We start from the raw sequence: 14030 nt of genomic DNA on the forward strand, positions 1-14030 counted from the left end.
ACACACACTTTGTCGTAGTCGAACCGCGGTGTGATCCCGGCAGAACCTGTGTGCCACCGGCTCAGGCCACCACCGAGCGCTGCGGCACGCCGGTGTACTCGCTGAGCGGTCGGATCAGGGCGTTGGACTCGCCCTGTTCGATGATGTGCGCGGTCCACCCGGTGATGCGACTCATCACGAAGATGGGCGTGAAGATCTCGATGTCGAAGCCCATCAGGTAGTACGCGGGCCCGGTAGGAAAGTCGAGGTTGGGCTTGATGCCCGTGGCCTCGTTCATGGTGCGCTCGAGGATCTCGTACATCCGGACCCACTTCTCGCCACCGGTCTTCGCGGCGACGTCGAAGAAGGCCTGGCGCATCGTCGGGACGCGCGAGTCGCCGTTCTTGTAGACGCGGTGCCCGAAGCCCATCACCTTTTCCTTCCGGGCCAGCTTGTCCTTCATCCAGGACTCGGCGCGCTCGGGTTCGCCGATCTCGAGCATGTCGTGCATGACCGCCTCGTTGGCGCCGCCGTGCAGCGGTCCCTTGAGCGTTCCGATCGCGGCGGTGACGGCGCTGTAGATGTCGGACAGCGTCGAGGTCACCACGCGGGCGGCGAAGGTGGAGGCGTTGAAGCTGTGCTCCGCGTACAGGATCAGCGACACCTCGAAGGCCCTGACGATCTCCGGATCGGGGATCTCGCCGAAGCACATGTTCAGGAAGTTCTCGGCGAAGCCGAGGTGGCTGTGCGGCGCGATCGGGTCGAGACCGTGGCGCCGGCGATGATCGGCGGCGATGATCGTCGGCAGCACCGCCATCATGCGAAGAGCCTTCTCGCGGTTGGCCTTCGGAGAGCTGTCTGCCTCCTCCGGGTCTTCCGCGCCGAGGAAGCTGATCGCGGTGCGCACCACGTCCATCGGGTGACAGTTGTCCGGCATCTTCGCCACCAGCGAGAGCAGCGACCGGTCCGCACGGCGGCTGGCCCGCTCGCGCTGGCAGAAGAGTTCGAGCTGGGCGTCCGAGGGCAGCTCACCGTTCCACAGGAGGTACGCGACCTGTTCGAAGGTGCAGTTCGCCGCCAAGTCCTGGACCGCGTAGCCGCGGTAGGTCAGCGAGTTGGTCTCGGGGACGACCTTCGAGATCGCGGTGGTGTCGACGACGACGCCGGCCAGGCCTTTGTAGATCGTCGGGACTGCATTCGTCATTGGTTCCCTCCGAGCGTGAAGTTGAAGACTCCGGAATCGAATTCGTTGTAGCGCTCGTACTCGAGCAGTTCGTACAACCGCGACCGGGTCTGCATCTGATCGAGCTGCCCCTCCTGCGTGCCGGTCGCGTGGATCTCGCGTAGGCCCCGCTCGATGGCGCCCATCGCCAGCCGCAGCGTGGTGACCGGGTAGATCACCGCGTTGTAGCCGATGTCCTCGAGCGTCTGCGCGGGGATCAATCGGGACTTGCCGAACTCGGTCATGTTCGCGAGCAGCGGGATATCCACCGCGGCGCGGAACTTCGCGAAGTCCGCCTCGGTGTGCAGGGCCTCGGTGAAGATCAGGTCGGCGCCGGCGTCCGCGTAGGCCTTGGCTCGCTCGATCGCGGCATCAATGCCGTCGATACCGGCGGCGTCGGTACGGGCGCAGATCACGAAGTTCGGGTCCCGCCGAGCCGTGACGGCGGCGCGCAGGCGGCGGACCATCTCGTCGGTGGGCACGATCGCCTTGCCGTCGAGGTGGCCACACCGCTTGGGGTTGACCTGGTCCTCGAGGTGCAGGCCGGCGATACCGGCGTCCTCGGCGGCAAGGACGGTGCGCGCCGCCGACATCGGCTCACCGAATCCGGTGTCGGCGTCGATGAGCACCGGCAGATCGGTGATCCCGGCGATCTGCTTGCTGTGGGAGACGACTTCGGTGAGCGTGGTCAGCCCGATGTCGGGGAGACCGAGCCCGGCGGAGAAAGCGCCGCCGGAGACGTACACGCCCTCGAAACCGATCTCCTGGATCAGCTTGGCGGTCAACGGGTTGATCGCACCGGGCAGGCGCTGGATCTTGCCCGACGACAGGCCCCAGCGGAAAGCGATGCGCTTGTCGGCCGCGGAGGTGGAAGCGGCGATGAGACCGGTCACGTCAGAACAGTCCCTTCGGCGACTCGGGGGAGCGGGCGAGAACGGCGTCCGAGACGGTGAACGTGAGCTGGTTCAGCTCGCCGGCCTTCAGATCGGGGGTGCGCTGCGCGGCGTCGAGGAAGCGGTCCTGCTCGGCCGGATCGACGACGCCCTCGGCGAGGGTGCGGAACTTCGCGATGTACTGGTCGCGCGAGAAGGGCCGGGCACCGAGCGGGTGCGCGTCGGCGATCGCGAGCTCGTCGACGATCACCTCGCCGCTCTTCAACGTGACCTCGGCGCGGGCGCCGAAGGCCTTCTCGTCCGGGTCGGTCGAGTGGTAGCGGCGGGTCCACTCCGGATCCTCGGCGGTGGAGATCTTCTTCCACAGCTCGATCGTGTCGGGGCGCTGCGCGCGCTCGGGTGCGTACGAGCGTTCGTGGTGCCACGTGCCGTCCTGCAGCGCGACCGCGAAGATGTACATCACCGAATGGTCGAGGGTCTCACGGCTGGCGAACGGATCGAACTTCTGCGGATCGTTCGAGCCGGTGCCGATCACGACGTGGGTGTGGTGGCTGGTGTGCAGCACGATCGACGCGATCTGGTCCAGGTCGCCGATGCGCTCGCGCATCCGGCGGGCCAGGTCGATGGGAGCCTGGCTCTGGTACTCCGCGGAGTGCTCCTTGGTGTAGGTGTCGAGGATCGCGCGCTTCGCCTCGCCCGGGCCGGGCAGCGGCACAGCGTATTCCGCGTTCGGGCCACCGAGCAGCCAGGCGATGACACCGTCCTCGCCCTCCCAGATCGGGGACGGGGCACCCTCACCGCGCATCGCCCGGTCGACGGCCTCCACGGCCATCTTCCCGGCGAACGCCGGCGCGTAGGCTTTCCAGCTCGAGATCTCGCCCTTGCGGGACTGACGGGTCGCCGTGGTGGTGTGCAGCGCCTGGCCGATCGCCTGGTAGACCGTCTCGGTGTCGAGGCCGAGCAGCGTGCCGATGCCGGCGGCGGCGGACGGGCCGAGGTGCGCGACGTGGTCGATCTTGTGCTCGTGCAGGCAGATCGACCGCACCAGGTCCACCTGGATCTCGTAGCCGGTGGCCAGACCGCGGATCAGGTCGGTGCCGCCGCGGCCGGTGTGCTGTGCGACCGCGAGGACCGACGGGATGTTGTCGCCCGGATGCGAGTACTCCGCGGCCAGGAACGTGTCGTGGAAGTCGAGCTCACGCACCGCGACACCGTTCGCCCACGCCGCCCACTCGGGCGAGAAGGTGCCACCGACACCGAAGACCGTCGAACCGGGGGCGTACGGGTGCGCCAGCGCCTGGGCCCGGGCGTTCGCGACGGGACGACGGGTCACGGACGCGGCGGCGACGGCCGCGTTGTCGATGATCCGGTTGACGATCATCTCGGTGGTGTCGGCCGGCACCTCGACCGGGTCGGTTGCGACCTCGGCGATCTTCCACGCGAGGTGTTCGTGCTTGGGGAAGTTCTCCGCGGAGAGGCGGGTACGAACGGGATGTGTCTTCAAAGCTGTGTCCTCCGATGTGGCCGGTGCTGCTGTTTCGCAGCGTATGCAGGCCGGGTTCGGCGGTAAAGAGCCTGAATATGCGTACTTTTGTGGTGTGGATCGACCGAGTTTGCGAATGGTGCGAATGGTGTCGGCTGTGCTTGAGTGGGGGTGAGTGGAAGGACGCGAGGGTGCAGAAGATCTACGGCGGTCCGCGCTTGCGCCGGCTGCGTGAGGAGCGTGGTCTGACACAGCTCGCGCTCGCGCGCATCCTGGATCTGTCGGCGAGTTACGTCAATCAGCTCGAGAACGACCAGCGGCCGTTGACGGTGCCTGTGCTGCTCAAGCTCAATACGACGTTCGACCTCGATGTCCACTTCTTCGCCGCGGAGTCCGACGCGCGCCTGGCCGCCGACCTGCAGGACGTGTTGACGACTCTCGGCACTCCGGCGCCGTCCGCGTCCACCATCGAGGAGTTCGTCGCCCGCATGCCGGAGATCGGGCACGCGCTCGTCGGTGTCCACCGTAGGCTGCAGGCCGCAACCGAGCAGCTCGAGCAGTTCAGCGCTCATCTGGCGACGCCCACGGCTGCGGGCGACGGGGCGCCGATGCCGTTCGAAGAGGTGCGAGACTTCTTCTACGACAGGCACAATCACATCGCGCAGCTCGACGACGCCGCCGAGCAGCTGTTCGTCGAAGGCGGACTTCGGATCGGATCGTTGGACACACAGCTGACGGCACTGCTCGAATCCGAACATGACATCGTCGTCCGCCTGCGCACCGATCCGCCGGACCGGCCCGGGCCGAAACGCATCTACGACGCGACCAATCGCATCCTGACGCTGTCGCGGCACCTCTCGCCGGGGCAGCGTGCGTTCCAGATCGCCACTCAGCTGGCGTTTCTCACGCAGTCGGCGGTGATCGAGCGACAGCTCGAGGCGGCGACCGGCCTGAGTGAGAATGCCCGGGAACTGGCGAAGATCGGCCTGGCGAACTACTTCGCGGGGGCGCTGCTGCTGCCGTACACCCAGTTCCTCGACGCCGCCGAGCACCTGCACTACGACATCGAGATGCTCGCGCTGCAGTTCGAGGTGGGCTTCGAGACCGTCTGCCACCGGCTCTCGACGCTGCAGCGCCCCAATCGGCGCGGGGTGCCGTTCTTCTTCGTCCGTACCGACCGAGCCGGGAACATCTCGAAGCGGCAGTCCGCCACGGCATTCCACTTCTCCCGCGTAGGCGGTAGCTGTCCGTTGTGGGTGGTCCACGACGCGTTCGGCACCCCGGGGCGCATCGTCACCCAGGTGGCGCAGATGCCGGACGGCCGAACGTACCTGTGGATCGCCCGCACCACCGACGACGGCGCCCGCCCGTACGGGACGCCGGACCGTAGCTTCGCCGTCGGCCTCGGCTGCGACATAACCCATGCAGACCGTCTCGTCTACTCGCGCGGCCTCCGCCTCGACGAGCAGGTGTCGCCGGTTCCGATCGGGGCCGGGTGCAAGATCTGCGAGCGGACGAACTGCGCGCAGCGCGCATTTCCGCAGATCGGCCGCCCGGTGCGCGTGGACGTCGACTTCAGCAGTCGGCTGCCGTATCCGCCGGCGTCGTGAAACCGGCGGCATGCGGATCCGTCGTGTGACACGGTTGGGGAGTGAGCACGGATCCCGGATCCGGTCCCGAAGCCGATCTGGTCCAGGTCGGATCGGTCGAAGTGGACCCGGCCGACCTGGACGGGCCGGGGTCGTCGTTGTGGGATCTTCTCGGTGACAGTCGCGTCGAGATGAGGTCCCCGGACGCCGTGTTAGACCTCCCGCGTCGGGGGTGGCGCCCGCTCTTCCCGCGCGGCGCAGACGCCACGGAAGCTCGCGAGGTCTTCGCCGCTCCACACGGGGAGGTGTCGGATGCGTGGGCGCTGGTGTTCGTCGGCGACGCAGACGGGGTCCGGACGGTTGGCGCGCACCCCGGTCCGCACCGGGTGCACCGCTGCCGCGCTGCCCGCCGTGTCGGTCTGGAACTGCGCTGGGCGGGTGAGCACACCTGCAGGGCCGGGGCGCTGCCCGGCGTGACGATCGAGTTGGTGAACACCGCGGACACGACGTGGGTCAACGAAGCGGGGGACCGCACGACCGTCCACGGCTGGATTCTCGACGAGAACGGCCAGCGGATCGTGCCGGGATTGTTCTTGTTCTCGGATGCGCCGAGACTGCCCGACATTGCGCCAGGTGATCGAATGTATCTGCGGGTCAACATTGTTACCCGCGATGTCGAAGATCTCCCTCCGGGACGCTACGCGCTCGTGGCCGAGATCCGTGACCTGGCGCTGACGTCGCCTCTCGGCGCATTGGTCCTTTACGTCTCACCTCCCGAGACCGCATAGGCGGTCCTTCCTCCCCGGTCGTCCCGGCCGGCGGTTCCGATCGAATCATAGACATACGGTACCCCCCTAGGGTATCAACGAAGATGTCGATCGATCCGAATACGTTTGGAGGAGGGAACATGTCCAACCACAGTTCGCCGCCGGCATCTCGTCGCTGGCTGGGCCTTGCTGTCATCGCGGCTGCCCAGTTCATGGTCATCATGGACACCTCGATCATCGGCGTCGCGCTGCCGCAGATGCAGGACGACCTGGGATTTTCCCAGGAGAACCTGTCGTGGGTGTTCAACGCTTACGTCGTTGCGTTCGGGGGACTGTTGCTTCTCGGCGGCAAGCTGTCGGACCTCTTCGGTGCGCGCCGGGTCTTCACCGCCGGCTGGGTGACGCTGGTCGCCGGTTCGGCCGCGGCAGGGATGGCGTCCGATGTCGGCGTCGAACTCGCCGGGCGCGCGGTGCAGGGCGCCGGTGCGGCGCTGATCGCTCCGTCTGCCCTGACGATGTTGATGATGCTCTTCGGTGGTAACCCGCGCGAACTGACCAAGGCGTTCGCGCTCTACGGCGCCGCGGCGCCTGCGGGTGGGACCGCCGGCGTGTTCTTCGGAGGCCTGATCACCGAATATGCCAGCTGGCCCTGGGTTTTCTACATCAACATCCCGATCGCTCTGATCATTCTGGCCGTCACCCCTGCTCTCATGCCGCCCGGAGGGCTCCTCGCGCGCAGTCGGATCGACGTGCTCGGCGCCGTCAGCGTCACCGCGGGCCTGGCGGCCCTCGTCTACGGGATCGTCCAGGCGCCGGAGGTCGGGTGGGGTTCGGCCCGCACCTGGCTCGTTCTCGCAGGTGCCGCTGCGCTGCTCGTCGGATTCGTCGCGTTGCAGGCGACCCGTCGCGAACCGCTGATCCGTCTCGGCATCTTCCGGGCTCCCAACCTCGGCGCTGCCAATCTGGCCCAACTGCTCCTCGGTGCCGCCTGGATCCCGATGTGGTTCTTCCTCAACCTGTACCTGCAGCAGGTCCTCGGCTACACCGCGTTCCCCAGCGGCGCGGCCCTGGTGCCCATGACGGTACTGATCATGATCGGCATGGTCGTGCTCGCACCTCGGGCAATCGGCCGATTCGGGCCGAAGAACATGACGGTTGCCGGATTGCTGCTCCTCGCGGCCGGCATGGTCTGGCTGTCCTTCGTGCGTCCCGACGGTTCGTTCGTCACCGACGTGCTTCCCGCGTCCTTGGTTGCGGCGCTCGGCATGTCGCTCGCCTTCATCCCGACTCTCGGCACCGCGATCTCCGCGGCGCGGCCAGAGGAGGGCGGGCTCGCTTCCGGCATCGTCAACACGAGCTACCAGGTGGGCTCGGCCATCGGTCTCGCCGCCATGACCGCCATCGCGGCTGCCTACGGCGCCGACCGGATCGGTGACCCGGTAGCCCTGACCGACGGGTTCTCGGCGGCCTTCCTGGGCGCCGCGGTCGTTGCGCTGATCGGTGCCGTTGCCACAGCGCTGCTTTTCCGGAGCGCGGCGGCGGAGTCGGTTCCGAGCGACCCCGACGGCGTTACAGTGGAGCGAACCGTGTGACCGCGGTCCCGACCACGAGGAGCCTGACGTGGACATCGGATTTCTGGGTATGGGCACGATGGGCAGGCCGATGGCGCGCAATCTCGCCCGGGCCGGCTACGACGTGACGGTGTGGAATCGAAGTCCGGGCAAGGCCGCCGACGTCGTCGACTACGGGGCGTCCGAGGCGCCCGATCTTGCCGATGTGCTTCACAAGTCCGTCGTGTTCAGTTCACTGGCCGACGACGGCGCCTTCACCGAGTCGGTGTTGTCGGCGCCGTCGTTGCAGGCCGCGAAACCGGGTTCCGTGCATGTCAATCTGGCCACGGTCAGCCCGGGAAAGTCCGGTGAGGCGGAAGCGGCCCTGAGTGAACGGGGAATCTTCTACGTGGCGGCGCCGGTGTTCGGGCGTGCCGAGGTGGCCGAGGCGGGACAGCTGACCGTACTAGCGGCGGGGGATCCGGGTGCAATCGACGTGGTGGCGCCGATGCTCGACGTCATCGGGCGACGCACGTGGCGGATCGGCGAGGATCCCGCGCAGGCCAATGTGGTCAAGATTCTGGGAAACTATCTGATCGCCAACGCGATTCAGGCAATGGCGGAGGCCACGACGGTCGCCGAGAAGGTCGGCGGTTCGCCCGAACTGCTGATGGAGATCATGAACGACAGCCTGTTCCCCGGTGGCGTCTACCAGGGATACGGCGCGATGATCGCACAGCGCCGCTACGAACCCGCGGGTTTCAGACTGCCGTTGGGACTCGAGGACGTCCGCCTGGCGCTCGCCCAGGCGCACGCCGTGAACGTCGGCCTGCCCTTCGGCAGCGTACTCGAGGATCTGTTCCTCGACGCGCTCGCCCACGGGCAGGCCGACCAGGACTGGTCCGCCGTCACCGAGGCCACCCGGCGGCGGGCCGGGTTACCCTAGTGGTCCCCGGTCCCGCCTCCGCTGTCGCGGCGGACCCGATCGCCTAGAGTTCCGCGCGCACCATGTGTGCGGCGTCGACGAGGTTGCGCAGTGATGCCTCGACCTCGACCGAGCCTCGTGTCTTGAGGCCGCAGTCGGGGTTGACCCAGAGTCGTTCCGACGGAACGACCTTCAGTGCGGCGCGCAGAGATGCGGCGATCTCGTCGACGGGCGGCACCCGCGGCGAGTGGATGTCGTACACGCCGGGTCCGACGCCCAGGTCGAAGCCGACCGCGTCCAGGTCGTCGAGCACTTCCATGTGTGAGCGGGCCGCCTCGATCGACGTGACGTCGGCGTCCAAGCCGGCGATCGCCCCGATCACGGCACCGAACTCGGAGTAGCACAGGTGGGTATGGATCGCGGTGGCGTCGGCGATGCCCGACGTCGACAGCCGGAATGCTCCCACGGCCCAGTCCAGGTAGTGCTGTTGCTCTGCCGCCCGCAGCGGCAACAATTCACGCAGCGCGGGCTCGTCGACCTGGATGATCCGGGCGCCGGCCCTTTCCAGGTCGATCGTCTCGTCGCGGATCGCGAGGGCGATCTGATCGGCGGACTCGGCGAGCGGCTGGTCGTCGCGCACGAACGACCACGCCAGGATCGTGACCGGGCCGGTGAGCATGCCCTTGACGGGTCTGTCGGTGAGTGACTGGGCGTACGTGAACCATTCGACGGTCATCGGCTCCGGTCGGCGCACGTCGCCGAACAGGATCGGTGGGCGGACGCAGCGGCTGCCGTACGACTGCACCCAGCCGTTCGCGGTGGCGAAGAAGCCGTCGAGCTGCTCGGCGAAGTACTGCACCATGTCGTTGCGTTCGGGTTCGCCGTGTACCAAGACATCCAGCCCCAACTCGTCCTGCAGTGCAATCACGTCGGCGACCTCGGCCCGCATGCGGCGGACGTACTCGGCCTGATCGATCTCGCCCTTGCGCAGCGCGGCGCGTGCCACGCGAATCGCGGTGGTCTGCGGGTACGAACCGATAGTGGTGGTCGGCAACGGCGGCAGCGGCAGCCGACTCGCCTGCACGGTGCGCCGCTCCGCCGCCGGGATCCGCGTGCGGTCGGCGTCGGTCAGGTCGGCGAGGCGCTCGCGGATCGCGTCGTCGTGCAGTCGCGGATCGGCGACCCGGGTGGCGGCCGCCGCACGTGCCTCGGACAGTTCGGTGGCGATCGCCCCGCGTCCCGAGCGCAGCCCGGCCGCGAGGGTGGCGACCTCACCGATCTTCTCGGAACCGAACGCCAGCCACGACCGCAGCGCCCGGTCGAGACCGTCCTCGCCGCTGAGGGTGTAGGGGACGTGCAGCAGCGAGCACGACGTCGACACGGCCACCGAACCCGCACGCTCACGCAGCATTTCGAGGGTGTCGAGTGAGGCGTCCAGTCCGTTGCGCCAGATGTTGCGGCCGTCGACGACGCCGGCGACAAGGTGCTTGCGTTCGAGTCCCTCCGCCGCGATCACAGACTCGGAGGACCCTGCGACCAGGTCGACGGCGATGCCCTCGATACCCGTCGACGTCAGTACCGGCAGTGCCGCGCCGAGGTCACCGAAATACGACGCGACGAGGATCGCGGGACGATGGTCGAGCGCGGCGAGGCGGTCGTACACCGAGCGGGTCGCGGCCAGCTCGGCGTCGGTCCGGTCGGCCACGAGCGCCGGCTCGTCGATCTGAACCCACTCGACGCCCGCGTCCGCGAGACGGTGCAGCAGATCCGCGTACAGGGGCACGATCTCGTCCAGGCGCTCGAGCGCGGAGCCGTCGTCGAACTTCGACAGCAGCAGGAAGGTGATCGGTCCGATCACGACCGGGCGTGCCGGGATGCCGAGGTCCCGGGCCTCGGCGACCTCGCCGAGTATCTTGCCCGGATTCAGCACGAACCTGGTCGCGGCGGTGATCTCGGGGACCAGGTAGTGGTAGTTGGTGTCGAACCACTTCGTCATCTCGAGCGGCGGCACGGTGTCGGTCCCGCGCGCGGCCGCGAAGTAGCGGTCCAGTTCGTCGTCGATCCTCTCGACCCGCTCGGGCAGCGCGCCCAACATGACAGCGGTGTCGAGCATCTGGTCGTAGTACGAGAAAGTGCCCACCGGGACGGAGTCGATCCCGGCGGAGACGAGTTCGGTCCAGGTCTGTCGGCGCAGATCCTTGCCGACCGCCGCGAGTGCGGCGGCGTCGAGGTTCCCGGCCCAGTAGGCCTCGACGGCCCTCTTGAGCTCGCGGCGGGGTCCGATGCGCGGGGAGCCCAGCACGGTTGCGGTGAAAGCGAATGTCACGTCGTTCTCCAGTTGCTCACAGCGTGGATGGTCACCGCCGGCAGACGAGAACGTAAGCGAGCCCTGTGTGTACCCGCCAGCGGGCAGCACGAAGTGCCGAGCATCGCCCATCTCGCCTTCTCCACGAGGCGGTGGACCGTCGGGCACGGCGTGCCCGACACAGTCGGCAGGTCTTCGGACTCGTGGGCGCTCGGCCGGGAATCGACCCGGCGAAACCTACTGGCCGTCGCTTCCCGGACCTGTCGGTCCAGTGCTCATGACGGCGGTCGTTCCCACTCACCGCTGCGGGACAGTCCCGGATTTCCACCGGGTTCCCTCTCACATCCGCCGGTCTCACGACCACGGATGCTTCGACGCCGGCGGCGGTCTTCGGGGCTCCTCACGACCGCACCCGGCGAACCAGCTGCACCGTCCAGCATAGGCCCCGGGGAAAGGCCGATCGGGCGGACCCGTGGTGGCGTCCGCCCGATCGAGTATCGAGTAGCGGTGTCTGGGTCCGGTGCTACGACGCCGAATCCGGAGTGAGCCAGGCATTTCCGAACAGCAGGACGCCGTCGGCACTGGGCGTGATGCCGTGCGCGTTCTTGCTCCAAGGGATGAAGTACTTGCCCGCGCCGAGGACCATCATCGGGTTCGTCTCGTTCACCAGGGTCTGGATGTCCTCGAGGACCCGGCGGCGGTCGTCGTCGTTCGGTGCGGACTGCAGCTTGCCGAGGAGGGCGTCCATCTCGGGGTTCTGATACCCGAGGACGTTGGACGTCGACGCGCTCGCCAGATTGCCGTACATGCGCATGAACGGCGATTCGTCGAGGACATTGAACGCCGACTCGCCCAGATCGAAATCGTGCTTGGCATACATCATCTTGACGAGGTCGTTGATGCCGCTGTTGTAGACGATGTCGACGGTGAACCCGACGGCCTGCAGCATCGACTGGATCGCGAGTGCCCGGCGTTGAGCGCCCGGTTCGTTGAGGCCCGCATAGGTGAGCTTGCCGTCGTAGCCGTCGGCCTTGGCCTCGGCCAGGACCTTCCTCGCGGTGTCCGGGTCGAAGGTGGAGCCGGACACGTTTCCGTGCCACTGCGACCAGGACTGGAACATGTCGGTGCCCGGCATACCGAAGCCACCTTCACCGCGCTCGTTGAACGTTTCCGGGTTCAGTGCCTTGACGATCGCCTCGCGCACCCGCGGATCCGACGCCGCGCGTCCCTCGCGCTGGTTCAGTACCTGCACGCCACCCATGCTGGCGGTGTAGACGTAGCCGACGTCCCCGGCCTCGAGTGCGTTGTGCACGGTGTCCGCGGCACGCAGGTACGCGGCCTGGATGCCGCCGCTGTGCAACGCGTCGAGCTTGGCCTGCTCGCCGACGATGGCCGGGAACCGCAGCTTGTCCAGGTTCGGCCTGCCGTCCCAGTAGCCCGGATTCGCGGCGAGTACCAGTTCGTTCTGGGATGCGAACTTCTCGACCGTGAACGGGCCCGCTCCGATGGGAGTGAAGGTGCCGTTGGCCGTCGACGAGGGCGCCACGATCATGCCCGGTCCGGTGGTGAACATGATCGGGAACTCGTTCCACGGCTGCTTCAGCGTGAACACGACCGTCGACGGGTCGGGCGACTCCACCTTGTCGACCGTCACCTTCCACACCTGCGTGTGGGTGCCCTTCTTCTCGAGGTAGTGATCGATGCTCCACTGCACCGCCGCTGCGTCGAGCGTGGTGCCGTCGCTGAACTTCACGCCGTCCCGCAGCTTCAACGTCCAGACGGTGTTGTCCCCGTTGGGTGTCAGCGACTGCGCCAACTGCGGCTGATACTCCTTGGTGGCCGTGTCGTAGCGCATGAGGACGTCGTAGATTGCCGCCATCTCGGTGCCGCCGGTCGCCCCGCCGTCCTGCCGATCGGCCGGATCCAGGCTGCTCACCGCGTTGTACGTCGCGTACGACAGCATTCCGCCGGAAACGGCGTCGCCGCCGTCGGGCTGCTCGCCCACCAGGCCCGTCGTGACGTCGGTGGCGTCGGTGGCGGAGGTCGAGCTCTGGCCCGCGCATCCGGCCGCCAGCACCGTCGCCGCGGCCAACGCTGTGAACACCCGACCGAACCGGGCAAGTGACGATCGTGTCATTCGATCCTTCTTCCGTTCCGAGACTGTGTGATTGGGAAAGCGGGCTCGCCGTCGATCATCCGGCGGAGCAGGTGGTGGTGCAGGACGTACTCGTCGGGGTCCGACGGCGCCGCACTGTCGCCGAAGTGGATGGAGCGACGCTTGATGCGGGACATGATGATGCCGTGGCGGACGGCGGCGTAGACGAGGTAGAAGTCGAGGTCGCGCAGTTCGACGCCGGTCGTCTCCTCGTACAGGGCGACCACCTCCTCGCGTCGGAGCAGATGGGGAAGGCCCGGTCGATCGAACTGTTCCGCCATGTCCTGGAACATCCGGTGGAAGAAGACGAACCAACCGACGTCCACCTCACGGGGAGCGAGGGTTGCGAGCTCCCAATCGAGTACGGCCACAGGCGCGAAGTCCCGATACATGATGTTGCCGATACGGGAGTCTCCCCAACACAGCACCGGTTCCGACGGAGCGCTCGGCCAGTGTTCCTCGAGCCAGTCGAACCCCTCCTCCAGCAGCGGAATCCGCACCCCGTCCTCGCGGTGCGTCCACTCGTAGTAGGTGCGCTCGTTGTCGACGTGCCTGCGCAGGGCGTCGTCGTCGGCGCCGGCGCCGAGCTCCGGCAACAGCGACCCCGGATCGGGAATCGAGTGGATGGCCGCCAACACCTCCACCGAACCGCGTTGCAGGACATCGCACTGCTCCGACCTGGCCTCGTGCAGCCAGCCACCGAACACGTAGGGGGGATTGTCGACCGGGACCACACCCTCGACCCGGTCCATCACGACGAACGGTTGCCCCAGGACGTCGGACGACGGCTCGACCCACCGCACCCGGGGCACCGGCACCGCGCTGTGAGCGGCGACGGCGCGCATGACGGCAGCCTGCCGTTCGAGGTCGTACTCGGGAAACACGGGAAGCGCGGTGGATTCGGGGGCCAGCCGGGCGACGAGGTCTGCGTGGTGGCGCGTTCCGTGCTCGTCCCAGTCGACGGTGAAGAGCACCGAGATGCTCGACATCCCGGACGCGGACGGCATCTGCAGAGCGGAGACATGAGCGGTGGGGCTCCCGATCCGGTCTCGCACCCAGCGTTCGAGACTTCCGCGGAGCGCCGCGACATCGGTCGAGGTCGTCGTGACGTCCGTGTTCACTCCCCTCGGGACAGCGGAACTGGTGGTCATCGCCTTCCTCC

Annotated in this window: 10 protein-coding genes and 1 riboswitch; of the genes, 4 read left to right on the plus strand and 6 right to left on the minus strand. The window is 67.6% G+C overall.

The window, feature by feature from the left end; translation table 11 throughout:
• Positions 1-61: 61 nt before the first annotated feature.
• From C7H75_RS05415 to prpD, 3 genes are read right to left on the minus strand one after another with little or no spacing between them, the layout of a single operon-like run.
• Entirely contained in the window at positions 62-1183 is a 1122-nt protein-coding gene (locus C7H75_RS05415; protein WP_005515194.1) for a bifunctional 2-methylcitrate synthase/citrate synthase, read from the minus strand.
• Positions 1180-2094, minus strand: a complete 915-nt coding sequence (gene prpB / locus C7H75_RS05420) for a methylisocitrate lyase (protein WP_106851055.1) — start codon at positions 2092-2094, stop codon at positions 1180-1182. The genes C7H75_RS05415 and prpB overlap by 4 nt, the downstream gene beginning before the upstream one ends.
• A gap of 1 nt (position 2095) precedes the next feature.
• Positions 2096-3598, minus strand: coding sequence for a 2-methylcitrate dehydratase PrpD (gene prpD / locus C7H75_RS05425; protein ID WP_106851056.1), 1503 nt, complete (start codon positions 3596-3598; stop codon positions 2096-2098).
• Positions 3599-3768: 170 nt separating this feature from the next.
• Between prpD and C7H75_RS05430 the strand changes: the two genes are divergently transcribed.
• From C7H75_RS05430 to C7H75_RS05445, 4 genes are all read left to right on the plus strand, one after another.
• A complete protein-coding gene (locus tag C7H75_RS05430; protein ID WP_106851057.1) occupies positions 3769-5187 on the plus strand; it encodes a short-chain fatty acyl-CoA regulator family protein in 1419 nt (472 codons plus the stop codon).
• Between the two features lie 41 nt (positions 5188-5228).
• Positions 5229-5954, plus strand: a complete 726-nt coding sequence (locus C7H75_RS05435) for a hypothetical protein (protein WP_233281862.1) — start codon at positions 5229-5231, stop codon at positions 5952-5954.
• Positions 5955-6073: 119 nt separating this feature from the next.
• Positions 6074-7525, plus strand: a complete 1452-nt coding sequence (locus C7H75_RS05440; RefSeq protein WP_106851058.1) for an MFS transporter — start codon at positions 6074-6076, stop codon at positions 7523-7525.
• Positions 7434-8429: an NAD(P)-dependent oxidoreductase gene (locus C7H75_RS05445; protein WP_233281863.1), complete on the plus strand. Its 996-nt coding sequence runs from the start codon at positions 7434-7436 to the stop codon at positions 8427-8429. Before C7H75_RS05440 ends, C7H75_RS05445 begins: the two co-directional genes overlap by 92 nt.
• Before the next feature lie 43 nt (positions 8430-8472).
• Here the strand turns inward: C7H75_RS05445 and metE are convergent, their stop codons facing one another.
• The 3 genes from metE to C7H75_RS05460 all read right to left on the minus strand — a co-directional run bounded on the left by metE (position 8473) and on the right by C7H75_RS05460 (position 14019).
• On the minus strand, positions 8473-10734 hold the full coding sequence (metE, locus tag C7H75_RS05450) for a 5-methyltetrahydropteroyltriglutamate--homocysteine S-methyltransferase (protein ID WP_175280020.1): 2262 nt from the start codon (positions 10732-10734) through the stop codon (positions 8473-8475).
• Between the two features lie 166 nt (positions 10735-10900).
• Positions 10901-11083, minus strand: a riboswitch (cobalamin riboswitch).
• A gap of 153 nt (positions 11084-11236) precedes the next feature.
• The gene (locus C7H75_RS05455; RefSeq protein WP_106851061.1) at positions 11237-12850 is read right to left on the minus strand and encodes an ABC transporter substrate-binding protein; all 1614 of its coding nucleotides are present in this window, start codon (positions 12848-12850) and stop codon (positions 11237-11239) included.
• Positions 12847-14019, minus strand: a complete 1173-nt coding sequence (locus tag C7H75_RS05460; protein ID WP_106851062.1) for a phosphotransferase family protein — start codon at positions 14017-14019, stop codon at positions 12847-12849. The genes C7H75_RS05455 and C7H75_RS05460 overlap by 4 nt, the downstream gene beginning before the upstream one ends.
• Positions 14020-14030 lie beyond the last annotated feature (11 nt).

It is taken from the genome of Rhodococcus (subgen. Prescottella) equi (genome assembly GCF_003013675.1).
Lineage (GTDB): Bacteria > Actinomycetota > Actinomycetes > Mycobacteriales > Mycobacteriaceae > Prescottella > Prescottella equi.

Excerpts from the sequence above, each read along its gene's own strand:
- C7H75_RS05455 (WP_106851061.1), bottom strand. The coding sequence starts at position 12,850 with ATGACACGATCGTCACTTGCCCGGTTCGGTCGGGTGTTCACAGCGTTG.
- C7H75_RS05460 (WP_106851062.1), bottom strand. The coding sequence starts at position 14,019 with ATGACCACCAGTTCCGCTGTCCCGAGGGGAGTGAACACGGACGTCACG.
- C7H75_RS05415 (WP_005515194.1), bottom strand. The coding sequence starts at position 1,183 with ATGACGAATGCAGTCCCGACGATCTACAAAGGCCTGGCCGGCGTCGTC.
- C7H75_RS05440 (WP_106851058.1), top strand. The coding sequence starts at position 6,074 with ATGTCCAACCACAGTTCGCCGCCGGCATCTCGTCGCTGGCTGGGCCTT.